The sequence below is a fragment of the Streptomyces sp. JLBJ103 genome (genome assembly GCF_058215575.1).
The window spans coordinates 4,773,398-4,798,883 of record NZ_CM177089.1 but is presented as its reverse complement, the minus strand read 5'-3'; the positions used below and the strand labels follow the sequence as shown (position 1 = coordinate 4,798,883).

Here is a 25,486-nt window from a genome sequence, read left to right as displayed (position 1 = left end):
CCGGGAGATCCACATCATGTCGACCGCGACAGCGGGCGGCGCGGCCACGCCTGGCCGGGCACCGTCCGTACCACCGTCCGAGACACGCGACCGGAAAAAGAAGAAGGGCGTGCTGGGCACCCGGCCGTGGCTGGCCGCGGTGTTCCTGCTGCCCGCGCTGGCCCTGCTCGGCGCGCTGGTGGTCTATCCGATCTGCTACTCCGTCTACCGCAGTTTCTTCGACGCGAGCGGCAACGGCTTCGTCGGCCTGGACAACTACCAGGAGATGTTCTCCGACGACGCGACCAAGACGGCGATCAAGAACAACATCATCTGGCTGATCCTGGCCCCGACCGTCTCCACCGCCCTCGGCCTGATCTTCGCGGTGCTCACCGAGCGGGTGCGCTGGGCGACCGCCTTCAAGCTGATCGTCTTCATGCCGATGGCGATCTCGATGCTGGCGGCGGGCATCATCTTCCGGCTGGTCTACGAACAGGACCCGGACAAGGGCGTGGCGAACGCCATGTGGGTGAGCGTGCATGACTCCTTCACCGAGTCGCCGCCGTTCCCCGGGGCCCACCCCCGCCCCGACGCCGGGCTGACCGAGTCCTCGGGCGGGGCGTACACCACCGAGGCGACCGCGAAGCCGAACTCCCCGGCCTCGATCCCGCTGGTGGCCGCCAAGCGGGACGACATCAGCGGGGCCGGGACAGCCAAGAAGGCCGAGCCCGAGGCGGGGAAGGTCACCGGCACGGTCTGGTTCGACTTCACCCGGGGCGGCCGGGGCGAGCAGGGCGTCATCGACAAGGGCGAGAAGGCGATGGCCGACCTGAGGGTCGAGGCGGTCAAGGACGGCAGGGTGGTGGCGAAGACGACCACCGCGGCGGACGGGACGTTCGCCCTTCCGGCCACGGCGGAGGGGGCCCAACTGCGGCTGCCCGCCTGGAACTTCTCCGAGCCGTACAACGGAGTGGACTGGCTGGGCCCGTCCCTCGTCACTCCGGCCATCATCGGCTCCTACGTCTGGATCTGGGCGGGCTTCGCGATGGTGCTGATCGCGGCGGGGCTCGCCGGGGTGCCGCGGGAGCTGATGGAAGCCGCGCGGATGGACGGCGCCAGCGAATGGCAGGTGTTCCGGCGGATCACAGTGCCGCTGCTGGCACCGGTGCTGTCGGTCGTGGTCGTCACGCTGATGATCAACGTGATGAAGATCTTCGACCTGGTCTACATCATCGCCCCAGGCCCCTCACAGGACGATGCCAACGTCCTGGCGCTCCAGCTGTTCCAGTCGTCTTTCGGGACGGATGTCAACCAGGGCCTCGGCAGCGCCATCGCGGTGCTTCTGCTGCTGCTGGTACTCCCCGTCATGTTCCTCAACATCCGCCGCATTCGAAGGGAGAGCCGCCGATGACCAGCGCGGACACGGTCGTAAGTGCGAAGCGGTCCCTCGTCGCGCGGATCGCGGCGCGGGCCGGTGGCGGGGTGGCGCGGGTCGCCCTGGTGCTGATCGGCCTGTTGTGGCTGATGCCCACCGCGGGACTGCTGCTGTCCTCCCTTCGGGATCCGGCGGACGTGGACATCTCCGGATGGTGGAAGGTCTTCTCCGATCCCGGACAGCTCACCTTCAGCGGCTACGACAAGCTGCTGAGCAACCAGCAGATCACCGACTCGCTGTGGACCACCCTGGCGATCACCATTCCGGCCACGCTGCTGGTGGTGGTGATCGGGGCGCTGGCGGGCTATGCCTTCGCCTGGATGGACTTCCCCGGCCGCGACTGGTGGTTCCTGCTGGTGGTCGGACTGCTGGTGGTCCCGGTGCAGGTCGCCCTGGTCCCGGTGGCCAAGCTCTTCGGCGAGGTGGGCATCTTCCAGACCACCACGGGTGTGGTGCTCTTCCACACCGCCTTCGGGCTGCCGTTCGCCATCTTCCTGCTGCGCAACTTCTTCGCGGAGATCCCCCGTGAGCTGCTGGAGGCGGCGCGGCTGGACGGCGCGGGTGAGCTGCGGCTGTTCCTGCGGGTCGTAATGCCGCTGGGCGGCCCGGCCATCGCCTCGCTCGGCATCTTCCAGTTCCTGTGGGTGTGGAACGACATGCTGGTGGCGCTGATCTTCGCGGACAGCGGCAACCCGCCGATCACGGTGGCGCTCCAGCAGCAGGTCCGGCAGTTCGGCAACAACATCGACATCCTCGGTCCGGGTGCCTTTGTGTCGATGGTGATCCCGCTGGCGGTGTTCTTCGCCTTCCAGCGGCAGTTCGTGGCCGGTGTGATGGCGGGCGCGGTGAAGTAACCGATGACGTAACCGACCTCCGGCTCTCCTCGGCCCGGCGCCCCATACAGGGGGCGCCGGGCCGCGGGCAGCCAGGGGAAGGGGGAGCCCGGGTTACCTGCGGGCCGCGGTGTCGGAGGGCAGTTCGGCGAAGCGGGCGCGGTACTCGCCGGCGAAGCGGCCAAGGTGCGAGACGCCCCACCGGTAGGCGATCGTGCCGACGGGGTCGGTGGAGGCGAGGATGTCCTCACGAATCCGGTCGAGCCGCAGGTTGCGGACGTAGGACATGGGCGAAAGTCCGAGCCGGCCGCGGAATACGGAGCTGAGGGTCCGCGGGCTGCACCCCGCGGCATCGGCGATGCCGCCGAGGCTGATGCGCTCGGCGAGGTTCGCTTCGATGAACGCGAGGGCTGCCCGCAAAGGGCGCGGGAAGCCGGGTTGCGGACCGTCGCGCAGCTCGCCGGTGTGCGAGTGCGGCTGGGCCAGCAACAGGGCGGTGACGAGGCAACGCAGCTGGCTGCGATGCAGCTCCGCGCGCTGGAACAGAGGATCTCCCGAGTCCAGCTGTTCGAGGAGGGAACGGACCAGCAGCCGCACCGCCCGGCCCTTGGAGTTGGCCAGGTCGAGGGCGAAATCGAAGCGCACAATGGACACCGGCGGATGCCCGGTCAGCGCGGCGAATTCCTGGTCGACCAGGGCGGCGTCGATCCGCAGGCCCAGGAACCGCGTCCGGCGGCTGGGCAGGGGCCGCAGTTCCTGGGTGTCTCCGGGGTTGGCGATTCCCGCCGTCGCCTCGTCGAGAGTCGCCCGCCGGCCGCCGCACGATGCCGAGATGGCACCGGAGACACCGATGTTGACGAAGTAGGAGCCGCGGTTACGGCCCCCGGCCGAGGCGACGCGCACATCGAGTGGCGAGACGAAGTAGCCCACCGCGAAGTCGTGTGCGGCGACGCCGCGCAGTTCGTGATCGCCGCCGCACAGCTCGTCCAGCGGCGATGTGGCGATCGATCCGCCGAACAGACAGGTGGCGGCGTTGAGCAGGTCGACGGGGTTCCGGGATCTGGTGATGAGGTGGTTGCGCAGCGGCGTCGGCACGATGTGGGGTCACCTCCCTGAAGCTCTATTGTCAGCCATGGCGGTCGGCGGCGAGCCGGGTGCGACGCAGAGGCTCCACGGGGCTCTCCGCTCACATCGGCGGGGCGATAAACAGCCCCGGGTCGACGTCGTTGTGGGACTTGGCGGCGATGAACTCATCCATCTCGTCGGCCGTGCCCCACTGATCCGCGTTGGTGGGATCGCGCAGGTCGAAGATGTGAGGGTGCCAGGTGTCCTCGTCCAGGATCTCCAGCTCGGTGGTGTACTCGACGGTGTTGCCGGCCCGGTCGAGGAAGTAGCTGAAGGAGTTGTCACCGGCACGGTGCCGCCCCGGTCCCCACAGCCACTCGATGCCCAGGCGCCGCATCCGGCCCGTGCCGCGCATGAACTCGTCGATTCCGCGCATCTCGAAGGAGGCGTGGTGGAAGGCCGCGTGCGGCCCGCGCACAATGCCGAAGCTGTGGTGAAAGGTGTTGCACCGCAGAAACCACATGATCTCGCCGCGGTCGCCCAGACACATCGTGTCCGAGAGACGGAACCCCAGGTGCTTGATGTACCAGGCCACTGTGGCCTCCGGGGTGGGAGAGTTCATCAGCACATGGGAGAGGCGCACGGGGACCGGCTCGCGGGCCTCGACCTTGCGGTGCCGACGGGCGGAGACGTCGGCGGAGACCTCGACCACGCGGCCCTCGTTGTCGAAGAAGCGGACCGCGTAGCCGCCCCCGGGAGTGTCCAGCGATTTCGGCTCGTGAACCAACCGCACGCCCTGCGCGATCAGTTGTGCGGCCAGGGTGTCGACATCGTCGGCGCCGGCGGCACCGAAGGCGATGAGGTCGGTGCGCTTGTGGGCGTCCTCGCGCAGCCGCACCACATACTGCTCCGGGGAGCCTTCGGCCGCCAGAAACGAGACACCGGTGTCACCGGCGGTCTCCGTCAGTCCCCACAGCTCGGTGTAGAACCGGCGCTGCTCGGCGAAGTTCGGCATGGCGACATCGATGTGCCGCAGGTGGGTGATCAGACTGCTGTTGCTCATGGTGCACTCCCTCAAGCCGCGCTGGTCAGTCCAGTCGTTCGGTCAGCCGGTCGAGAACGGTGGGCAGCACGGGCCCTTCGCCCAGGTGGCCGGCGGCCTTCGCACCGGATGGTCACGCGGGCTCGGCCATGAGCCGGTGGCAGGAATCGACCAGCGGATACGCCTCGTGGTGGCGCTGCGCCCGCTCCAGGCCGACGATCGCCACCGAGGTCTCCACGAGCGTTCGGCACCGCTGCGTGCGCCGGCTGACGAACGCCTGGAGCCCCGCGCCTACGGACTCGTGCCGCCCGAGTTCCCGGGCCAGCACGAGCCCGTCCTCGACGGCCAGGGCGGCGCCACTGGCCATCTGCGGTGCGGGCGCGTGCGCGGCGTCACCGATCACCACGCCGTTGCCCCGGTTCCAGGCGCCCTCCAGGAGCGCCGTCAGCACCGGGCGGCGCACCACCGATTCCGCCCCGGACACCAGGGAGCGGAGCTCCTCCACCCGGCCCGGGAATGCCTCCAGCAGTTGCCGCAGGCGCGGTGCGAGTTCGGCATCGGGCAGGACGCTCCGCTCCACTCCGTTCTCCGTCAGGAACACGTACGCCTGCCTGCCCGAGAGGGGCACAAGGCCGGCCGTGTCGGCCTTCCCGGCGAACTGATGGATCCCGGTGGCCCACTGCGGGCGGGGCACCAGGGCCCTCCAGACCATCTGTCCGTGAAAGTCGAGCGAGGTCTCAAGCCCCAGCAGGCCCCGCGTCGACGAGCGGATCCCGTCCGCGCCCACCAGCAGCGCGACCTGCCGGACCGTCCCGTCCGACAACCGCACGCGGACCAGCTCCCGCTCCTGATCCACCGCGGCAACCGTCACTCCGTGGCGTACCACCGCACCGCACCGCTCGGCTTCCGCATACAGGATGCGGTGCAGTACGGGGCGCGCGATACCGACCATCGCCGGGCGCCGCGCACCGATCAGGCGCGACAACCGGACCTCGCCCGCGGGCTCGCCGTTCACGTCCACGTGCGTGATCGTGCTCATGCCGTAGCCCTCGGCCAGACATGCGTCCACAAGACCCAGCTCGTCCAGCGCGCGCAGCGCAGGACCGGTCAGGCACAACCCCCATCCAGAAGTCGCCTCCGCCGGGCCGACCTCGGCGATCTCCACCTGCCATCCCTCGCGTGCCAGGGCCGTGGCCGCTGTCAGACCAGCCACGCCCGCCCCCACGATCACGGCCGTCCGCGCACCGAGACAGCTGTCCATGTACGCCTCCAGAGCACCGATTTCTTCGAACCGTAGGGCGCGTCGGCGCTCCGCCTTGTCCGAATCGGGCGGCGGCCATCCACTGTCGGCAAGGGGTTGCCGCGCCGGCGGCGGGGGTCGGGGCGAGCGGCGACCGGCGGCGTTGGGCCGAACGGGGGGCTTTTGGGGGTGCCCCGCACGTCGTCGCCTCATCCGATAGACGTTCAGATGATGGTGTGAGAACCATTCGCGCCGCGTCGACCGATGGGATGCCCCGTGCCCCGGTTCAGCGTCATCGTGCCCGCATACCAGGTGCAGGCCTATCTGCACGACTGTCTGCGCTCCGTCCTGGACCAGGACTTCGCGGACTTTGAGCTGATCGCGGTCGACGACCGCTCCCCCGACGCATGCGGCGCCATCATCGATGAGGCCGCGGCCCGCGACCCCCGGGTGCGCCCGGTGCACCTCGCCGAGAACGCCGGTCTCGGCCGGGCCCGCAACGCCGGGATCCGCCGGGCCACCGGCGACTACCTGATCTTCCTCGACGGGGATGACACCCTCGCCCCCGGCGCGCTGCGCGCCATCGCCGACCGGCTGGCCCGCACCGGCGATCCCCAGGTGCTGGTCTACGACTACGCCCGGGTGGACTGGACCGGCCGGGCCGCCCGGAACGTCCGCGCCGAGCTGCTGCGCCAGAGCGACCCCCAGGTCTTCACGCTGAACGAGCGGCCCGAACTGCTGCGGCTGCTGATGGTGGCGTGGAACAAGGCGTACCGCCGGGACTTCGTCCGCGCCGAGTGCTTCGCCTTCCCGACCGGCTTCTACGAGGACACGTCCTGGACCTTCCCGGTCCTGCTGTCCGCGAAGTCCATCGCCGTACTGGACCGGGTGTGCGTGCGCTACCGGCAGCGGCGGCGCGGTGGGATCCTGCGCACCACCAGCCGCCGCCACCTCGATGTGTTCGACCAGTACGACCGGGTGTTCCGGTTCCTGGACGGACGGCCCGAACTGGCCCACTGGCGTCCGGCACTGTTCCAGCGGATGGTGGAGCACCTGGCGGCGGTCTTCACCGCTCCGGGGCGGCTTCCGGCCGCGGCTCGCGCCGAGTTCTTCCGGCGGGCGGGCGCCCACCACCGCCGTTACCGGCCCGGCGATGCCATCACCCCGCCCGGCCGCGCCGGGTGGCGCTGTCTGCTGCTGCGGCTGGGCGCCCGGCGGGCGTTCCAGTTCCTGCGCGGCGCCGACCAGATCCGGCAGCGCGCCGTGGCGGTGGCCCCGGGGGCGTACGCACGGCTGCGCACCGCCGCGCTGTGGCTGCACTACCGGGTGCAGCGGTGCCGCGCCATCGACCCCCGGCTGGCGGTGTTCGCCGCGTACTGGCACCGGGGCTACGCCTGCAACCCGGCGGCGATCGAGGCTAAGGTGCGCGAGCTGGCCCCGGGGGTGCGCACCGTCTGGATCACCACCCCCGAGTACGCGCACACCCTGCCGCCCGGGGTGCGCCGGATCCAGCCCGGCTCGCCCGCGTACTGGACGGCGCTGGCGCGGGCGCGCTTCCTGGTCAACAACGTCAACTTCACGCCGCGGATGCGCAAACGAGCCGGGCAGATCCATCTCCAGACCCACCACGGCACCCCGCTCAAGCACATGGGGCTGGATCTGCTGGACCGTCCGGCCGCCGCGCGCGGCATGGACTTCGGCAAACTGCTGGAGCGGGTGGACCGCTGGGACTTCAGCCTCTCGGCCAACCGCCACACCACGCTGACCTGGGAGCGCGTCTACCCCTCCGGTTACACCACGCTCGCCTACGGCTCCCCGCGCAACGATGTCTTCCAGCGCGCCACCGCCGACGACGTGGCCCGGCTGCGGGAGCGGCTGGGCATTCCGGCGGACAGCACCGCCGTGCTGTACGCGCCCACTCACCGCGACTACCAGCGCGGCTTCGTATCGCGGCTGGACCTGGAGCGGGTGGCCCGCGCGCTGGGCCCCGGCTTCACCTTCCTGGTCCGGCCGCACTACTTCTACGGCCAGGGGCCCCGCCCGCGCGGCACCGGACGGGTCATCGACGTCTCGGCGCACACCAGCGTCGAGGAACTGTGCCTGGCCGCCGACGCGCTGATCACCGACTACTCGTCGATCATGTTCGACTACGCCAACCTCGACCGCCCGATCGTCATCCACGCCGACGACTGGGACGCCTACCGCGCCGCCCGCGGCACCTACTTCGACATCACCGCCTATCCGCCCGGCCCGGTCTCCCGCTCCGAGACCGAGCTGATCTCCCTGTTCGCCACGGACGCCTGGTACGACGCGCGGGCCACCGCGCTGCGCGCCGCCTTCCGGTCCCGCTTCTGCCCGTACGACGACGGCCGGGCGGCCGAACGCGTGGTGCGCCGGGTGTTCCTGAGCCAGCCCGCCGAACTCCTGCCGTCCGTGGTGCCGTTGGCCGAGCGCCGCCCCGCCCCGGCCGCCCGGCGCTCCTGCGCGGACCCCGCACCGGCCACGCCCGCACCGGCCTGCCCGTCACCGGCCGGGCCCGCACCGGCGGACGTCTCCCCGGCGGGAGCGTCCGGCACGGCCGCCGCACTGCCCCACCGGAGCCGCCCCCACTAACCCCCAGGACGCACGACCCAGGACGCACGATGCCCCTCACCGCACCGCCCGCCCGTCCCCGCCCCTGGCTCGCCGAACCCCCGCCCCTGGTACGCGGCTACCGGCGCGCGGTCCCCCTGCCGGTCCGCCGCGCGGTCGTCGCCATGACCGGCGCCGGACTGCGCCGCGCGGCCATGCGGGGCCTGGGCAGCGCATCAGCGGTCTCCGGAGCGCTGCGGCTGCGCCGGGCCCGGCGGCGGCTGCGCCGGTCGGGGCTGCTGGGCTCCAACGGGCGGATCCTGATCGCCGACCGGCGGGCCGCCCGGGTGGCGACCGTGGCGCCCGTGCCCACCCCGCTGTTCGCCCGCGCCGAGAATCTGCGGCTGGTGTGCGAGGCCCTGGACCGCGCCGAGCTGGACCACTTCGTCGTCCGCTGCCACAGCAACCTCGCCTCGGCGGTGGGCGTACGGGCCGATCAGCGGGCCCAGGTGATCGCGGCGCTCACCGCGCTGTGCGCGCGGGAGGCGGGTTATGTCTCCCAGCCCGCGCGCCCCAAGCACCCGGCGACACCGCCGCGGCTGGGCGCCGCCACCGGCGCCTGGCGGCGGCTGAAGGACGCCCCTGTCGTCCGCTTCACCCGCTACCACACCGGGCCGGTCGGAGGGTCCGGGGAGCGGCTGGTGCTGGGCCCCGCGCACGGCTGTGACATCGAGTTCTGGGAACCGTCCGAACAGGGCGGCAGGCCGCTGCTGCTCGCACCGCGGTTCAACCGCACCACCGCGTCGGTGCCCCTGGTCGGGGAGCCGGTCCGGGCGTCCGGCCATCTGTTCACCCGGCTCGCCCCGGCCGACGGCTGGCGGGCCGGGCCGCTGGTGCGCACCCGGCCGGAGTTCCTCACCCGGCTGCCGGACGAGGTGCGCTTCCCCATCGACGTCGTCTACACCTGGGTCGACGGCTCGGACCCGCTGTGGCAGCGGCGCCGCGCCGCCGCCGCGGGCCTGGGCTACCACGCGCAGGCCGCCAACGCCGCCCGCTACGCCAACCGCGACGAGCTGCGCTACTCACTGCGCTCGCTCTACCTCTACGCCCCCTGGGTGCGCCATATCTACCTCGTGACGGACCGCCAGGTCCCGGACTGGCTCGCGCTCTCCCACCCGGGCATCACCGTCGTGGACCACCGGGACATCTTCGACGACCCGGGCGCGCTGCCGACGTTCAACTCCCATGCCATCGAGACCCGGCTGCACCACATCCACGGCCTGGCCGAGCACTTCCTCTACTTCAACGACGACGTCTTCCTCGGCTCCCCGGTCACCCCGCAGGACTTCTTCCTGGCCAACGGGGTGTCCAAGTTCTTCCCCTCCCGCGCGCTGATCCCGCTGGCTCCCCCGGACCCCGACGACGTCCCGGTGTCGGCGGCGGGGAAGAACAACCGGGTACTGCTGGAGAGCCGGTTCGGCGCGACCGTCACGCAGAAGATGAAGCACACCCCGCACGCGCTGCGGCGCAGTGTGCTCGCCGAGATCGAGCGGGAGTTCCCCGAGGAGGTGCGGGCCACCATGGCCAGCCGGGTGCGCTCGGCCTCGGACGTCTCCGTCCCGTCCTCGCTCCACCACTACTACGCGTTCCTGACCGGTCGCGCGGTGCCCTCCTCGCTGCGTTACGACTACTTCGACCTGTCCCAGCCCGCCATCCGCTCCCGGCTGGCCAGACTGCTGCGGTCACGCCACCGCCAGGCGTTCTGCCTCAACGACACGGTCTCCTCCGAGCACGACCTCGCGGACCAGCTTGCCGTCCTCCACCCGTTCCTCGACGCCTACTTCCCCGTTCCCAGCCCGCTGGAGCGGGCTCCGTCCCGACAGGAGACGCGGCAGCCATGCCCCTCGCCATCACTCTCCCGCTGAACCCGGAGGTCCTTCGGAGCAGCGGCCCCTATCCGCGGGCGCTCAACGTGCTCAGCCGCAAACAGACGGCGGTGCAGCGGCAGTTGCGGCGGGCCGGGCTCGCGGGCTACGAGCCGACCACCCAGGCCACCTTGCTGGCGCTGGCCCAGCAGGCGCCCCCCGGCGGCGCGGTGTACGACATCGGCGCCCATATCGGGCTGTACTCGGCCCTGATCAGCGCGGTGTACGGGAAGGGCGGCCCGCGGACCATCGCCTTCGAGCCGACCCCGGAGACCGCCGCGCTGTGCCGCCGGATCCGGGCCTGCAACCAGCTGGGGTTCGAGGTGCACCAGACCGCGCTCTCCCGTGAACCGGGCACCGCCGAGCTGTACTTCTCGCAGAAGTCGGAGTCGTCCAACTCGCTCAACCCGGCGCACCGCAAGCACAGCGCCTCGGTGTCGGTGCCGGTCACCACGGTCGACGCGGTCACCGAAGAGCGTGGTCTGACCCCGCATCTGATCAAGGTCGATGTGGAGACCTTCGAGGCGGCGGTGTTGGAGGGCGCGCTGTCCACGGTCCGCCGCCACCGGCCGTGGATCGTCTGCGAGCTGCTGCCGAGCGCCGACCACGACACACTGCGCACGGCGCTGGCGCCGCTGACCGCCATGGACTACGGGCTCCACCCGATCACCCCGGACGCCCCCTGGCAGCGCTATGACGAGACCAGCTACCGGCCCGCGGTGAGCGCCCAGTGCCGCGACTGGCTGCTGGCCCCGCGCCCGCTGACGCCCGCCTTCCACCGGGCCGTACGGCAGTGGCTGATCGCGATCCTCGCCTGTGACGAGACCACCAATGTGCTCGCCCCCGACAAGGCGTCCTTCCCCTACGGCTGGAACGCGCCCTACCGCCCGCGCGCCCAGCGCTCCGGGCTGCTGCCGGGGCTGTCCGGCGGCTACCCCGGCCGGTGGTGGCTGGCGGGCGCGGCCGCGTTCGCCCGGCGGGCGCTCGGCCCGGGTGCCGCGACCTCCCCCTCCGGCTCCGCGGTGCCGGGCCGCCGACGCAGTGCGGAGGTGCCGGTCTCCGCCGACTAACAGAGAGCCGTCCAGGTGACACCGAGGACCGGGGCGGACCCCGGGGCCACGGGGGAGCGCTGATCGAGCAGCACTCCGCTGATTCATGACAAAAGGCGCGAATAGGTACCTTCACCTACAGTTTCCAACCAGTACGACTTATCCGCCGTGAAGGGCACGCGTCATGAACCGCCTCGGTATCAAGAGTCCCCGCGGCCTCGTGGCCTTCGTCGCGCTGGCCGGGTGCATGGTGACGGCGGCGGCTGCCGCCCTCACCGGGTCCGGAGGGCTCTTCGCGGCGGCCGGGCTGCTCGGCTGCGGCTGCGATCTGCTGCTGCACCGCACCGAACCCGGGCTGATGACCCGTCTGGGACGGCTGCACATCGGCGAGACCCTGCGCTTCGAACTGCGCTGTGTCCTGCTGCTCCTACTGCTCGGCCGACTGCGTCTGACCGGTCCGATCGGGCTGGCCGCGGCCATGACGCTGGTGCTGTGTCTGCTGGGCGGCCAGGCCCTGCACGCCGCGATACGAACCCTCATCCGCCGCCGCCGCGGGCTCGCGGTCGTCACCCGCAACATCGACCTGCGGCGGCTGCGGATCAGCGACCGGCCGCCCCGGCGGCTCACCGAATGGCCCGGTCAGCGGATGCTCACCTATGAGCTGGTCACCCTGCTGGGGCTGACGGTCTCGCTGGACACCGATGACGCCCGCTGGGTGGTGGCCGCGCTGACGCTGGCCGCCGGAGGCTGTCTGGTGACGGTGCTCGCGCTCGTCCCGTACCTCGTCCAGGCCATCCGGATGCCCGGCGCCGCGCAGGTGCTGGCCGAGGTCGACACCTGGCTGGCCCGGCACCGGCCGGAGACCATCCTGCACTTCTCCGGCTCCCGCGACTCCGCGTACCAGGTCAACATGTGGCTGGAGGCGGTGGCCGCACTGCCTACCCCGTCCCTGGTCCTGCTGCGCGAACGCCATCTGGTGGAGGAGCTGGCCCCGACCCCGCTGCCGGTGCTCTGTGTCCCCAACGCGGTGCATCTGATGAACCTGGACCTCAGCAGTGTGCGGGTCGCGCTCTACCCGGCCAATGTCGGCGAGAACATCCATCTGCTGCGCGTTCCCACCATGCAGCATGTCTTCCTCGGCCACGGCGACAGCGACAAGATCGCCAGCGTCAACCCCTACAGCAAGGTCTACGACCAGGTGTGGGTGGCGGGCGAGGCGGGACGGCGGCGCTACGCGGAGGCCGCCGTCGGGGTCCGGGACGCCGATATCGTCGAGGTCGGCCGCCCCCAGCTGGACGGCGTCCGGGTGGCCGACATCGATCACGCCCCGGCGCCCGTCCCCACCGTGCTGTACGCCCCCACCTGGGAGGGGTGGACCGACGAACCGGGGAACACCTCACTCACCACGGCGGGCGAACACCTCGTACGGCGTCTGCTGGAGAGCGAACGCCCGGTCCGTGTGCTGTACAAACCGCATCCGTTCACCGGCAGCCGCTCCCCCGCGGCCCGTGCCGCCCATGAGCGCGTCGTCGCCCTGATCGGCGCCGCCAACGAACAACGCGCCGCCGGACCGCTCGCCCAGGAGCCGGAGGACATCACCGCCGCCCGCGAGGAAGCCGCCCGTGAACTGGACGGGCTGACCCGCCGTATCGCCGAGCTGGACGCCCGGCTGCACCGGGCCGACGCCGACGAGGCGATGCTCACCCGCGACAGCGCCGAACCCGACCCGGCCGTCCAGGCCGAGGCCGAGGAGCTGCGGCGGCAGTGGCACCGCGCCCACTGGGCCGCCGCGCCGCCCTGGCTGCACCAGGTGGTCGAGGGCCCCGCGCCCACCCTCTACCAGTGTTTCGACCAGGCCGATCTGCTGATCGGTGACATCTCCAGCGTGGTGTCCGACTTCATCGCCAGCCTCAAGCCGTACGCCATCACCGACACCGCCGGGCTCGGCGAGGCGGAGTTCCGGCGGCAGTTCACCGCGGCCGGCGCCGCCTATCTGCTCGGTCCGGACGGGTCGGGGACGGACCACCTGCTGTGGCTGCTCTTCGACCCCGCCCACGACGAGCTGCGCACCGCCCGCCACCAGCTGAGGGAGTTTCTACTCGGCCCGGCCTACCCGCCTTCCTTCCAGCGCTTCGGCGATGCGGTGGCGTCCGCCGCCACCCGGGGCGAAGCGGTCATCCAACTGCGCGACCACTCCCGGAGCCAGCATGTCGCGTAACCGCCGTACCGGCCCGCGCCCCCGTGTCAGCGTGATCGTCCCCACCCGTGACGCCATGCCCAGGGTCACCCGGGCCGTCACCTCCGCGAGGGACCAGACCATCGGGCTCAGCCGCCTCGAAATCATCGCCGTCGACGACGGCTCGACCGACGGCACGGCCGAGGAACTGGACCGGCTCGCCGCGGACTGCCCCGCGCTGAAAGCCGTCCGCCACAAGAGCGGTGGCGGCGCGGGCGGCCCTCGCAACACCGGTCTCGACCTCGCCCGCGGCGACTACGTCTTCTTCCTCGAGACCGGCGACCGCCTGGGGCCCGACGCACTGCGCCGTATGGTCGCCACGGCCGACCAGAACGGCACCGACGTGGTCCTCGGCAGGATGGTCTGCCCGGACGGGCGCGCCGTCCCCAGGGCGGTCTTCCGCCACAACCAGCTGCGCACCGATGTCTACAGCTCCCGCGCCTACGCCACGCTCGAACCCAACAAGCTCTTCCGCCGCTCCCTGATCGAACGGTTCCAGCTGCGCTTCCCGCCGTGCCGCACCGGCGAGCAGCCGTTCACCGCCGCCGCCTACCTCAACGCCTCCGGCATCTCCGTCGTCGCCGACTACGACTGCTACCACCTCGGCTCCCGCGAGAGCGGCCCGCACCCCGCCCGCACCACCGCCGCGCTCGACGGCCGGCTCGACGACCGACTCGACGCCATGGGGCTGCTGTTCACGACCGCCGCCCGGTACACCCGGCCCGGCCCCCGCCGCGACATGGTCATGCGGCGCCATATCCGGTCCGAACTGTGCGGCGCGGTGTGCGCGCTGCCCCGGGAGAGCGAGGCCGACGCCCGTGACCGCTTCTTCCCCGTTCTGCGCCGATGGGCGCTCGACCACTGCTCGGACGGGCTCTTCGACACCCTCACCGCGCCCGAACGGCTGATGATCCACCTCCTGCGCGCCGACCGCTTCGAGGATCTGATGTCCGTCGTACGCGACGCCGAACGGGACGGTCGCCGCGGTCACCTCGTCGACAAGAGCCGCGTCTACTGGCTCCACCCCTTCTTCCGCGACCCCGCCGCGGACGTGCCCGACCTGTGTTTCGACGTCACCGACCGGCTGCCGGTCCATCACCACCTCACCGGCGCGGGCTGGCACGGCCGCAGCATCCTGCGGGTACGCGGCCGGGCGGCCATCGAGGGCCTCCGCCCCGGCCCCGAGGACCGCACCGACCTGGTGCTGCGCCGGCGCGACGCCAAGGACGAACTGCGGATTCCGGTCACCCCCGCCGGGGCCCCGGGGAGACCGGAGTTCGCGGCGGACATCGACATCGCCACCGTCGACGGCGGGGCACCGCTGCGCCCCGGCGTCTGGGATGTCTTCCTCGACGTCCGGGCCCAGGGCATCAGCCGCACCGTACGGTTCGGGCACCGCCACGACGACGGGCTCGACATCGGCACCGCCCGCCGCGTCGTGGCCGCGGGCCCCGGTCTGCGCGCCCGCGTCACGCCGTACTTCACCGCCCCGTACCGCAATCTCTCGTTCGATATCGGCCCGGCCCCGCGGGGAGCGCCGTGCGAGGTGACCGAGGCCGTGTGGCACCCGTCCGACAAGGGCACGCTGGTCGTCGCCGGACGGCTGCTGCCGCCCGGCACCCCGGCTCCCCGGGGCCGGATGCTGCGGCTGCGCGCCGAGCACACCGATGGCCGGGTGTGCGACCACCCGGTGCGGTTCGCCGCGGGCCACCCGGCGGGCGCCTTCACCGCCCGGCTGCCGGTACGCGAGCTGAGCCGCGGCCGGTGGACGGTGACGCTGGCGCTCCTCGGTTCCGGCGGCGACGGCCCGCCGCCCGCGGCACCCGTGCCACCGCCCGCCCGGCTGCCCGGCGCCCGCTGGCTGCGCCGGGGCCGCCCGTACTACGCCAAGCCGCTGACGGGGCGTGGCGAGCTGACCCTGGAACTGCGGGTGGCCCCGGTGCGGCTGATCGCGGCGGTACGCAACCGCCTGCGACGCCTCTGAGCTCCGCGGGAAGTGCCGCGAGGTGCCGTCGTGCGTCTGCGGCTTAGGTGCCGTCGTGCGTCTGCGGCTTAGTGGCTTCTCGCGCCCACGCGGCGGAGCCGCACATCGACACAGCCCCGCGCCCCTTCGGGGCGCATCTCACCCGGTGAGGCGGGCCCAGCCGCGCCGCAGACGCCGCCGTACGCCCGTCGCGACCCTGATCGGGGCCACCTCCAGACCGAGTGCCGCGGCCGGGCCCTGGGCCACCGGTTTGGCGTAGTACGGGCGGCCGAGGCGGAACCAGCGGGTCCCGGGCAGCCGGCCGAAGCGGGGCACGATCGCGGTGCGGTACGGCCCCTCGCCATCGGGGCTCTCCATGATCAGCACCAGTGTCCAGCGGCCCTCGCCCAGCCTTCCGACCGGCAGTCGGGCGGTGAAGTCGCGGGAGCCGCCGGGTCCGTAGCGCACCGGTATCTCGCGCACCGCGCCCGCTCCGTTCTCGGCGCGCAGCCGCAGCCTCCCGCCGTCCCGCGTCACGTCGTCGGCCAGTCGGCCACCGACCACCAGGGTGCTCTTCCGGACCGGGTGCCAGGCGGTCCGGGTCACCTGGCAGGGGGCGTCAAGGGGGTGGGCGACCTGGCCGACGTCGAGCGAGACATTGCCGTACGGGGTGAAGTACGGCACCACGACCAGGGGTTCGCCCCCAGGTGTGGTCAGCGCCCGCCGCGGAGGGTGGGTGGTCTCCCCGTCCTCACGGCTGTTGCCGAACCGCACCGTACGGCTGACGCCCTGGGCGCGTACGTCCAGATAGATGTTCCACAGGCCACGTTCGAGCGGGGCCCCGTCGTCGACGGTGGCCGGGTCGAGCTCGGCGCTGAAGCCCGACTGTTCGTAACGCCCCTCCCCGGGCAGCGGTCGGGCGGCGGGGCACGGGGTGGTGGGCACGCGCACCTCGGGCCGCTCGGACTGGTACTTGCGCAGCACGATCTCGGTGGCCGGTTCGAGGGCGTCGACGTCCTCGATGTACGCGTGACCGGTCAGCCGCAGCACTCCGCCGTGCCATCGCGCCGTCTCCAGGTGGTGGCGGACCGGCAGCCGGTCGGTGATGTCGAAACACGCGTCGGGCACATCGGCGGTGTGATCCCGGAAGAAGGGGTGCAGCCAGTAGACCCGGCCCTTGTCGATCAGGTACCCGCACTGGGCGTCCCGCTTGGCGTTCCGCGCCACGGTCAGTACGTCCTCGAAGCGGTCGGCGCGCAGCAGGTGGATCAGGAGCCGGTCGGGCGCGTCGATCCGCTGGAAGATGGTGTCGGTCACCCAGGTCCGCGCCAAGTGCCGGAACTCGGGGAAGAAGCGCTCGCGCGCGACCTTCTCGTTCTCGCGGGGAAGCAGCCCCCGCAGCGGCCCGCACAGCTCCCACTCCACATGGCGGCGCATGATCTGGTCCCGGCGCGGGCCCGGTTCGAGATAGCGGGCCACGGTCTCGAAGCACAGCCGGATGCCGTCCATCCGGTGGACGAGATCGCCCGCGGTGAGGGTGAGATTGCTCCGGTTCTCGCGGTAGCGCACGTAGTAGCAGTCGTAGTCGGCGACCACGGAGATACCGGAGGCGTTGAGGTAGGCGGCGGCGGTGAACGGCTTGTCCTCGCAGTTGCGGTAGGGCGGGAAGCGCAGACGCAGCCGTTCGATGAGGGAGCGCCGGAACAGTTTCCACGGGCCCAGGGTCAGATAGGCGTGGGAGGAGAAGATGTCGGTGCGGGGCTGGTTGTGCTGGAAGGCGGCCCTGGGCACGGCCCGTCCGCCCACCGAGGCGATCCTGCCGAGGACGATGTCGGTGCCGTTCTCGTCGGCCATGGCGACCATGCGGCGCAGTGCGTCCGGCCCCAGGTAGTCGTCGGAGTCGAGGAAGAAGACGAAGTCGCCCCGCGCATGGTCGAGGCCGGTGTTGCGCGGCCCGCCCGCGCCGCCGGAGTTCTCCTGGTGGATGACGCGGAGCGCGGGGCAGTCCGCGGCGAGTCGGTCCAGTTCCGCGGCGGTGCCGTCGGTCGAGCCGTCGTCCACCGCGATGATCTCCAGGCGGTCGAGCCCGATGGTCTGCTCCCTCGCGGAGGTGACGCACCGGATCAGCTCCGGCATGGCGTTGTAGGCGGGGATGATGACGCTGACACGGACGGAGGGCTCAGCGGACTCAGCGGACATGGCGGGCTCCGGACGTACGGGGACAGGGGTACGGGCAGGGGTCTCAGTCGTCGTCGGGGGACAGCTGGATCGGCTGTGTGGTGTGGTCCGGAAGGGCCCCCGTGCCGCGCCGTACGGTGACCGCACCGCCGGGCGCCCGCACCGGCGCCGGGGTGCGGAGCGCGGGTGGCTGGGGGGACTCCGTCCCGTCGGGGGCCAGCATCAGGGCCCGTACCACCCGCTCCGCCGCGTGGCCGTCGTCGAACGGGCAGAAGCGCGCCCGGAAGGCGGCGCGCAGCGCGGTCGCGTCCGCGTCGCACCAGCGGCCTTCACGGAAGACCTCGGTCAGCTCCCGCTCGGTACGGGCGACGGCACCCGGAGTCTCACCGGGGCGCCCCGAGAGCAGATCGAAGTAGACGCCGCGGGTGGACCGGTAGATGTCCCAGTCGTCCGCGTAGATCACGATGGGACGGTCCAGAACGGCGTAGTCGAACATCACCGAGGAGTAGTCGGTGATCAACGCGTCGGCCGCCAGACAGAGTTCCTCGATCGACGGGTGGGCCGACACATCGATCACCAGCCCCGCCTCCTGGAGCCGCTTCAGGCCGTCGTGCGGCCGGTACGAGTAGTGGGCCCGTACCAGGAGTGTTGTCTCCGGGCCCAGGGCGCGGCTCAGCCGCTCCAGGTCAAGACGGGGTGTGAAGCCCTTCTGGTAGTCGCGCAGAGTGGGCGCGTAGAGGACGGTGGTGTGGCCCGGGGGGATCTCCAACTCCGCGCGGATCCGCCAAATATCGTCATCGGTCGCCGAGACGAATACGTCGTTGCGCGGATATCCGTATTCCAGCAGCTGGTACGAGGCGGGGTAGACCCGCTCCCATACCTCGCTGGAGTGCTGGTTGGAGGAGAGCGCGACATCCCAGCGGTCAATGCGCTTGAGGAGATTGCCGAAGCTCATTCCCGCCGCTGCGGCGGGATAGCGCTGCTGGTCCAGCCCCATGCACTTCAGCGGCGTTCCGTGGAAGGTCTGGAGATGCACCGTACCCGGCCGCTTCACCACGTCATTGGCGAAATTGACGTTGTTGACGAGGTACTTGGCGCGGGCCACGGTCCGGTAGAAGTCGCGGGTGCCGGAGATGACGTAGTCCACACCGTCCGGAAGCGACTCGATCGCCGACTTCTTCACCACCCACACCCCGTGGATATGCGGGGCCAGCTCCCGGGCCTTGTGGTAGATCGCCCCCGGATTGCACAGCACCCCACGGCCCCAATAGGCGGAGTACACCGCGAGATTGGGGTCCACCGGCCGCTGCCGGTGCGCCCGGTACAGGGTCTGCTTGGCCCGTCTGGCCACCGGCGGCCGGGCGATCCGCCGCAGCTTGCGCGCCCCGGCCGCCGCCCGGACCGACAGTTCGTGTTTCCGGTAGCGGAGGAACGAGCAGTGGGCCAGCGCCTCGAAGCGCCACTGGTTCTCGACCGGCGGGGTGAATCCCTCGGGGAGGTGGGTGCGGTACCACTCGGCGGCATGGGCGAAGAAGCGGGGCCGGTCCGCCGCCGCCACCCGGGAGGCGCGGTCCAGACAGAACAGGAAGTGCGAGACGGCCCGTTCGAAGAGGAAGGGACGCAAGGGGTCGAGCCACGGTTTGTCCTCGAGGAACGCGAAGAGCCGGGCGTACTGCCGGAAGATGATGAAGTGCTTCTCGCCGGGGCTTCCCGTACTGGCGCCCACCCGCCGCTGCCGGTATTCCAGGCCGACCAGATCCACGCAGGCTATTCGCTGCGCCATCAGCATCGTCTTGTACGAGAGCAGAGCGTCCTCGTAAATGCCCTCGCTGAACGCAAAGCCGTGGTGGGTGTAAAAGGCGCGGCGATAGACGCGGTTGGACGACATCGCGAAGATCCGCAGGAACGCGGGGCGTTCCGATACGGAGAAGACATCGGTACCCGCTGAGGCCAGCAGTTCACCGAAGAGACTGGGTTCCCTGCGCTCCGACCAATAGGTGCGTACATGGTTGAAGTACAGGATGTCCGGGTCCTCGTTGAGGGCGAGCCGGTCGGCGAGCCCCTGGAGGGTCCCGGGGGCGAGGGTGTCATCACCGTCCAGGAAGAGCAGATAGTCGCCGGTGGCCCGGTCGACACCGGCGTTACGGGCCGGGCCGGGCCCGGAGTTGACCTCCTGGTGCACCGGCACGACCCGGCTGTCGCGCACCGCGTACGCGTCGATGATCGCCCCGCAGTGGTCCGGTGAGCGGTCGTCGACCGCGACCACCTCGATATCGCGGAACGACTGCGTCAGCACGGAGTCCAGACAGGCGCTGAGATAACCCTGCACACGGTAGGCGGCGATGACGATGCTGAAGCGGGGCATGGGGCTCCTCGGGACGCGAAGGCGGTCGAGGCGCGAAGCGCTCACTGACTGCCCACCCTAGGGTGGTACGTCCCGGTATGCCCGATAAGTCGATGGAGGGGCGGCCAAGCGGGTGAAGAACGCCCCCGGCGGGCATAAAAACCCGCCGGGGGCGTCGTATCCGTCAGAGACCTGAAGGCGGCCGTGCGGCCGCCTTCAGGAGGCCGCGGTCAGCTGTGGGTACGCAGCAGCGTCCGCATGGTGCGCATCGCGACCGAGAGATTGGCCAGGTCGAAGGTCTCCGACGCCTGGATCTCATCGAGGGTGGTGCGCGCCCGCTGGAGGATCGCCGTGTTCTTCTGCTCCCACGCCTTGAACCGCTGCTCGGGCGTGGAGCCGCCGTTGCCCACCGACAGCACATCGGCGGTCAGGGCGGCCTGGGCGGCGTAGAGGTCCTCGCGGATGGAGACCCGGGCCATGGACTGCCACCGGTCGGCGCGCGGCAGTTCGATGATCCGGTCCATCAGCTGGGTGATCCGCAGCCGGTCGGCCAGGTCGTAGTAGACCTCGGCGACCGACAGCGGCTCCTTGCCGGTGCGGTCCGCGATGGCCACGATGTCCAGCGTCGGGAACGCGGAGGAGAAACCGGCCACCCGGGTGGCCAGGTCCTCCGGGACCCCGGCGGCGGTCAGCTCGTCCAGGATCCGCTGGTACCACTCGATGTCCGCACCGCGCAGCAGCTTGGGCAGCTGGGCCCGGACCTCGGCCACCCGCTCACCGAAGAACTCGATGGTCTCGGCCAGCTCCAGCGGCTGCGGGCGGTTGTTGAGCAGCCAGCGGGTGCCGCGCTCGACCAGTCGGCGGGAGTGCAGCCGCATCCGGGTCTGGATCTCGGCCGCGACCACCGTGTCCAGCGACTCGACCTCGTCCCAGATCTCGCCCAGTTCGAAGATGGCGCGGGCCGCGGTCTGGGCGCGCACCACCTCTTCGGTGGAGGCCCCGGTCTCCTCCCGCATCCGGTGCAGGAAGGTGGAACCGGCGGTGTTGACGGTGTCGTTGACCAGCACCGTGGTGATGATCTCCCGGCGCAGCGCATGTCCGTCGATGTGCTCGGGGAACTGCCGCCGCAGCAGCTGCGGGAAGTAGGCGTGCAGCAGCCGCTGGAGGTACGGGTCGTCGGGGAGCCCGGTGGTGATCAGCTCCTCGGCCACCGTGATCTTGATGTAGGCGAGCAGCACGGCCAGTTCGGGCTGGGTCAGCCCGCGCCCGGCGGACAGCCGCTCCCGGATCTGGCGGTCGCTGGGCAGGAACTCCAGCCCCCGGTCGAGACGGCCCTCCCGGGTCAGCCGGCGCATCAGCCGCTGATGGGCGTGGAGCAGGCTGGGTGCCTGGGCGATGGAGTTGGCCAGGGCCACGTTCTGCGCGTAGTTGTTGCGCAGCACCAGCGCGCCGACCTCGTCGGTCATCTCGGCGAGGATCTTGTTGCGCTGCTTGAGGGTCAGATCGCCCTCGGTGACCAGCGCGTTGAGCAGGATCTTGATGTTCACCTCGTGGTCGGAGGTGTCCACACCGGCGCTGTTGTCGATGGCGTCGGTGTTGATCTTGCCGCCGTTCGACGCGAACTCGATCCGGCCCAGCTGGGTCAGCCCCAGGTTGCCGCCCTCGCCGACGACCTTCACCCGCAGATCCTGGCCGTCCACCCGGATCGCGTCATTGCCCTTGTCGCCGACCTCGGCGTTGCTCTCGGTGGACGACTTGACGTAGGTGCCGATACCGCCGTTCCACAGCAGGTCCACCGGCGCCTTGAGGATGGCCTTCATCAGATCGGCCGGGGTCATCTTGGCGACCCGCGACTCGATGCCCAGGGCGGCCCGCACCTGCGGGGTGATCGGGATGGCCTTCGCCGACCGGGGGTGGATCCCGCCGCCCGCGGAGAGCAGCTCGGCGTTGTAGTCCGCCCAGGACGAGCGCGGCAGCTCGAACAGCCGGCGGCGCTCGGCGTAGGAGATGGCCGCGTCCGGGGCCGGGTCGAGGAAGATGTGCCGGTGGTCGAAGGCGGCGATCAGCCGGATGTGCTCACTGAGCAGCATGCCGTTGCCGAACACATCGCCGGACATGTCGCCGACGCCGACGACCGTGAAGTCCTCGGTCTGGGTGTCGTGGCCCAGCTCCCGGAAGTGGCGCTTGACCGACTCCCAGGCGCCGCGGGCGGTGATGCCCATGCCCTTGTGGTCGTAACCGGCCGAACCGCCGGAGGCGAAGGCGTCGCCCAGCCAGAAGCCGTACGACTGGGCCACCTCGTTGGCGATGTCGGAGAAGGTCGCGGTGCCCTTGTCGGCGGCGACGACCAGGTAGGTGTCCTCCCCGTCGTGGCGGACGACGTCCTTCGGCGGCTGGACCTCACCGGCGACCATGTTGTCGGTGATGTCCAGCAGACCGGAGATGAAGGTCTTGTAGCACGCGATGCCCTCGGCCATCCAGGCGTCCCGGTCCACCGAGGGATCCGGCAGCCGCTTGCCGACGAAGCCGCCCTTGGCGCCCACCGGCACGATGACCGTGTTCTTCACCATCTGCGCCTTGACCAGGCCCAGGATCTCGGTGCGGAAGTCCTCACGCCGGTCGGACCAGCGCAGACCACCGCGCGCGACCTTGCCGAAGCGCAGGTGCACACCCTCCACCCGCGGGGAGTAGACCCAGATCTCGTACGCCGGGCGGGGCGCGGGCAGATCCGGCACCGCCTGCGGGTCCAGCTTGATGGACAGGTAGTCGTGCGGCGTGCCCTGCCCGTTCTTCTGGAAGTGATTGGTCCGCAGGGTGGCCTTGATGAGGGTGAGGAACGAGCGCAGGATGCGGTCCTCGTCGAGCGAGGCCACCTGGTCCAGCGCCGCGTCCAGCTCCTCCAGCAGGGCGTCGGTCAGCTCGGTCCCGGCCCGCTGCCGCTCGGGCGACATCCGCGCCTCGAACAGCGACACCAGCAGCCGGGTGGTGTGGACGTTGTTGCGGAGGGTGTCCTCCATGTACGCCTGGCTGAAGGTGGATCCGGCCTGCCGCAGGTACTTGGCGTAGGCGCGCAGCACCATCGCCTGCCGCCAGTCCAGACCGGCGCCCAGCACCAGCTGGTTGAAGTCGTCGCTCTCGGCCTGGCCGGTCCACACCGCGGCGAACGCGTGCTGGAAGCGCTCACGGGCGTCGTCGGCAAGGGTCTCGCCCTCGCGCAGCGGCAGCCGCAGCCCGAAGTCGTAGATCCAGGCGGTGGTCCGGTCCGCGCAGCGCAGCTCGTACGGGCGCTCGTCGACCACCTCGACACCGAGGGTGTTGAGCACCGGCAGCACCGCGGACAGCGAGACCTGGCCGCCGGCCCGGTAGATCTTGAAGCGGCGCTCGGCGTGCGCGGCACCGACCGGCTCGTACAGGCTGAGCGCGAAGTCCTGCTCGCTGTCCTCGGCGGTCAGCCGCTCCACGTGCTGGAGGTCGGCGACGGCGCCGCGCGGCGTGTGGTCGGCCTTGTAGCCCTCGGGGAAGGCGTGCTGGTAGCGGCGGAGCAGCTCGGCCGCGCGCTCCTCGCCGACCTCGGAGACCAGGGCCTCGGCGAAGCCGTCGGCCCACGAACGGGCGGCGTCGACCAGCCGGTTCTCGATCCGCTCGACATCGGCGTCGGTGAGGTCGGGCAGCTCGGTGCCGGGCTGCACCCGGACCACGAAGTGCAGCCGGGAGAGAACCGATTCTGTGTGCAGCGCGGTGAAGTCGACCGGCGGGCGGCCGCTCAGCTCCTCCAGCAGGATGTCGGTCAGCCGCAGCCGCACATCGGTGGTGAACCGGTCGCGCGGCAGGTAGACCAGGGCGGAGTAGTAGCGCCCGTACTCGTCCTGCCGCAGGAACAGCCGCAGCCTGCGGCGCTCCTGGAGGTAGAGCACGCTGGTCACGATGGAGCGCAGCTGGTCGACCGGGGTCTGGAACAGCTCGTCGCGCGGGTAGGTCTCCAGGATCTGGAGCAGGTCCCTACCGTCGTGGCTGTGGGGCGCGAAGCCCGCGCCCGCCAGCACCTCGTCGACCTTGCGGCGGATCACCGGGACCCGGCGCACCGACTCGGTGTACGCGGCGGACGAGAACAGACCCAGGAAGCGGCGCTCGCCGATCACATTGCCCTCGGCGTCGAACTTCTTCACGCCGATGTAGTCGAGGTAGGACGGGCGGTGGACGGTGGCGCGGCTGTTGGCCTTGGTGAGCACCAGCAGCTTGTGCTCACGGGCCTTCGCGCGGGCGTCGGCGGGCAGCCGGTTGAACGACGGGGACACCGGGGCGGGTCCGGCGTGGGCGCTCTCGTCGGTGTCCTTGTGGGTCGGGTCCGAGCGCAGAATGCCGAGACCGGTGCCGGGCACCGCGCTCAGCACGTCCTCCTCGCCACCGGCGTCGGTGGGCGCCTGCGTCAGCTCGTACTCGCGGTAGCCGATGAAGGTGAAGTGGTCGTCCGCGAGCCAGCGCAGCAGCTCACGGGCCTCCTCGACCTCCTGCTCGCGCACCTCGTCGGCCTTGGGCTCCGTCGGGAGGCCCTCGGCGAGACGGAGCGCGCACTCGCGCATCTTCTCCCAGTCCTCGACCGCCTCGCGGACGTCGGACAGGACACGCAGCAGATCGGCGGTGATCTGCTTCAGATCGCCGCGGTCGGTCTCGCGGTCGGTCTCGACATGGATCCAGGACTCCACCACCGCGTCGTGCGGCAGCTCCCGGCCGAGCTTGCGCTCGAAGGAGGCGTCCAGCAGCTCGATCAGCTTGCCGGTGATGTCACGGCGCACGATCACCTGCGGGTGGATCACGACATGGATGCCGCGGCCCTGGCGGGTGAGCTCATTGGTGACCGAGTCGACCAGGAACGGCATGTCGTCGGTGACCACCTCGACGACGGAGTGGCTGCACGTCCAGCCGTGCTCCTCGACGGTCGGGGTGTGCACCCGGACGTTCGCCGTACCCTGCGGCCGCGATTCGGCCAGCCGGTAGTGGGAGAGCGCCGCGCCGAAGACGTCGACCGGGTCCCGGTCGGCGAGGTCCTCCGGGGGCGTGTGCAGGTAGTAGTGCTGGAGGTAGTCGTTCAGGATCTCCGGGCCCGGGCCCTGAACCGGTGTGTGCCCCCCGGCAGGGCTGTTCTCAGCGACCCGGGCGGCCCGCGTGAGCAGCTCGGCCTTGGCTTCGTCCAGCTTGGTCTGCATGTCCTCTGGCTCCTGTCGCGCGCCTTTGCGTGACATTGATGGCGGTGGCATGACGCCGCGACGCGGTGAATCCGGTCTCAGACGACGGTATGCCGGATCGCGGGGTGGCCGGGGCGTACTCGGCCGTAAGTGACCAAGACCCCACGCGGCACGGGTCAGCGGCGGCTCGCGCCCGGTGGCGCCCCGGGCTCGCGGCGAGGGCCCCATCGCCCTCACGGACTATCGCGCTGATCACGTGGTAAGGCTATCGCTCCTCCCCAGGGGCTCGTCATGAGCCGTTCGTGTACAAATCCGGGCCAGGAAGTTTGACGGATTGGACAGCGACGCAGGGGGCGCACGGCCCCATGGCGTGCCCCCTTGGCAACGGGGCCCCACCCGGGCACCGTGACGTGGACGGAGATATGCCTGCAAACGTGGAGGTG

13 protein-coding genes are annotated in these 25,486 nt (G+C 71.1%); 7 read left to right on the top strand and 6 right to left on the bottom strand.

Annotated elements, in window-relative coordinates; genetic code table 11:
- Window positions 1-16 precede the first annotated feature (16 nt).
- Together AC4BEG_RS21095 and AC4BEG_RS21090 are read left to right on the top strand one after the other, a co-directional pair.
- Window positions 17-1,390: a carbohydrate ABC transporter permease gene (locus AC4BEG_RS21095; protein ID WP_490701303.1), complete on the top strand. Its 1,374-nt coding sequence runs from the start codon at window positions 17-19 to the stop codon at window positions 1,388-1,390.
- A complete protein-coding gene (locus tag AC4BEG_RS21090; RefSeq protein WP_490701302.1) occupies window positions 1,387-2,268 on the top strand; it encodes a carbohydrate ABC transporter permease in 882 nt (293 codons plus the stop codon). The genes AC4BEG_RS21095 and AC4BEG_RS21090 overlap by 4 nt, the downstream gene beginning before the upstream one ends.
- Before the next feature lie 93 nt (window positions 2,269-2,361).
- Here the strand turns inward: AC4BEG_RS21090 and AC4BEG_RS21085 are convergent, their stop codons facing one another.
- The 3 genes from AC4BEG_RS21085 to AC4BEG_RS21075 form a co-directional block, all read right to left on the bottom strand.
- A complete protein-coding gene (locus AC4BEG_RS21085) occupies window positions 2,362-3,342 on the bottom strand; it encodes a helix-turn-helix transcriptional regulator (RefSeq protein ID WP_490701301.1) in 981 nt (326 codons plus the stop codon).
- 91 nt (window positions 3,343-3,433) lie between these two features.
- Window positions 3,434-4,375, bottom strand: a complete 942-nt coding sequence (locus tag AC4BEG_RS21080) for a VOC family protein (protein WP_490701300.1) — start codon at window positions 4,373-4,375, stop codon at window positions 3,434-3,436.
- A gap of 112 nt (window positions 4,376-4,487) precedes the next feature.
- Window positions 4,488-5,615: an FAD-dependent monooxygenase gene (locus tag AC4BEG_RS21075; RefSeq protein WP_490701299.1), complete on the bottom strand. Its 1,128-nt coding sequence runs from the start codon at window positions 5,613-5,615 to the stop codon at window positions 4,488-4,490.
- 255 nt (window positions 5,616-5,870) lie between these two features.
- On the opposite strand from AC4BEG_RS21075, the gene AC4BEG_RS21070 reads away from it, so the two are divergent.
- From AC4BEG_RS21070 to AC4BEG_RS21050, 5 genes are all read left to right on the top strand, one after another.
- Window positions 5,871-8,207 (top strand): bifunctional glycosyltransferase/CDP-glycerol:glycerophosphate glycerophosphotransferase, encoded by a 2,337-nt coding sequence (locus tag AC4BEG_RS21070; RefSeq protein ID WP_490701298.1) that lies wholly within the window; start codon window positions 5,871-5,873, stop codon window positions 8,205-8,207.
- 29 nt (window positions 8,208-8,236) lie between these two features.
- Window positions 8,237-10,090: a stealth family protein gene (locus AC4BEG_RS21065; RefSeq protein WP_490701297.1), complete on the top strand. Its 1,854-nt coding sequence runs from the start codon at window positions 8,237-8,239 to the stop codon at window positions 10,088-10,090.
- Entirely contained in the window at window positions 10,063-11,160 is a 1,098-nt protein-coding gene (locus AC4BEG_RS21060; RefSeq protein WP_490701296.1) for an FkbM family methyltransferase, read from the top strand. The genes AC4BEG_RS21065 and AC4BEG_RS21060 overlap by 28 nt, the downstream gene beginning before the upstream one ends.
- A 163-nt stretch (window positions 11,161-11,323) precedes the next feature.
- Window positions 11,324-13,357 (top strand): hypothetical protein, encoded by a 2,034-nt coding sequence (locus AC4BEG_RS21055; protein ID WP_490701295.1) that lies wholly within the window; start codon window positions 11,324-11,326, stop codon window positions 13,355-13,357.
- On the top strand, window positions 13,347-15,359 hold the full coding sequence (locus AC4BEG_RS21050; protein ID WP_490701294.1) for a glycosyltransferase: 2,013 nt from the start codon (window positions 13,347-13,349) through the stop codon (window positions 15,357-15,359). The genes AC4BEG_RS21055 and AC4BEG_RS21050 overlap by 11 nt, the downstream gene beginning before the upstream one ends.
- 138 nt (window positions 15,360-15,497) lie before the next feature.
- On the opposite strand, the gene AC4BEG_RS21045 is transcribed toward AC4BEG_RS21050, so the two are convergent.
- From AC4BEG_RS21045 to AC4BEG_RS21035, 3 genes are all read right to left on the bottom strand, one after another.
- Window positions 15,498-17,537 carry a glycosyltransferase family 2 protein gene (locus AC4BEG_RS21045; RefSeq protein ID WP_490701293.1) on the bottom strand — a complete coding sequence of 680 codons (2,040 nt, stop codon included), beginning with the start codon at window positions 17,535-17,537 and terminating at the stop codon, window positions 15,498-15,500.
- A gap of 43 nt (window positions 17,538-17,580) precedes the next feature.
- On the bottom strand, window positions 17,581-19,881 hold the full coding sequence (locus tag AC4BEG_RS21040) for a bifunctional glycosyltransferase/CDP-glycerol:glycerophosphate glycerophosphotransferase (protein WP_490701292.1): 2,301 nt from the start codon (window positions 19,879-19,881) through the stop codon (window positions 17,581-17,583).
- 209 nt (window positions 19,882-20,090) lie between these two features.
- Entirely contained in the window at window positions 20,091-25,064 is a 4,974-nt protein-coding gene (locus tag AC4BEG_RS21035; RefSeq protein ID WP_490701291.1) for an NAD-glutamate dehydrogenase, read from the bottom strand.
- Window positions 25,065-25,486: the final 422 nt, after the last annotated feature.

Bases quoted from the DNA above. Each gene is read 5' to 3' on its own strand.
- AC4BEG_RS21065 (WP_490701297.1), top strand. From the start codon at position 8,237: ATGCCCCTCACCGCACCGCCCGCCCGTCCCCGCCCCTGGCTCGCCGAA.
- AC4BEG_RS21055 (WP_490701295.1), top strand. From the start codon at position 11,324: ATGAACCGCCTCGGTATCAAGAGTCCCCGCGGCCTCGTGGCCTTCGTC.
- AC4BEG_RS21075 (WP_490701299.1), bottom strand. From the start codon at position 5,615: ATGGACAGCTGTCTCGGTGCGCGGACGGCCGTGATCGTGGGGGCGGGC.
- AC4BEG_RS21090 (WP_490701302.1), top strand. From the start codon at position 1,387: ATGACCAGCGCGGACACGGTCGTAAGTGCGAAGCGGTCCCTCGTCGCG.
- AC4BEG_RS21040 (WP_490701292.1), bottom strand. From the start codon at position 19,881: ATGCCCCGCTTCAGCATCGTCATCGCCGCCTACCGTGTGCAGGGTTAT.
- AC4BEG_RS21050 (WP_490701294.1), top strand. From the start codon at position 13,347: ATGTCGCGTAACCGCCGTACCGGCCCGCGCCCCCGTGTCAGCGTGATC.
- AC4BEG_RS21060 (WP_490701296.1), top strand. From the start codon at position 10,063: ATGCCCCTCGCCATCACTCTCCCGCTGAACCCGGAGGTCCTTCGGAGC.
- AC4BEG_RS21080 (WP_490701300.1), bottom strand. From the start codon at position 4,375: ATGAGCAACAGCAGTCTGATCACCCACCTGCGGCACATCGATGTCGCC.
- AC4BEG_RS21045 (WP_490701293.1), bottom strand. From the start codon at position 17,537: ATGTCCGCTGAGTCCGCTGAGCCCTCCGTCCGTGTCAGCGTCATCATC.
- AC4BEG_RS21095 (WP_490701303.1), top strand. From the start codon at position 17: ATGTCGACCGCGACAGCGGGCGGCGCGGCCACGCCTGGCCGGGCACCG.
- AC4BEG_RS21035 (WP_490701291.1), bottom strand. From the start codon at position 25,064: ATGCAGACCAAGCTGGACGAAGCCAAGGCCGAGCTGCTCACGCGGGCC.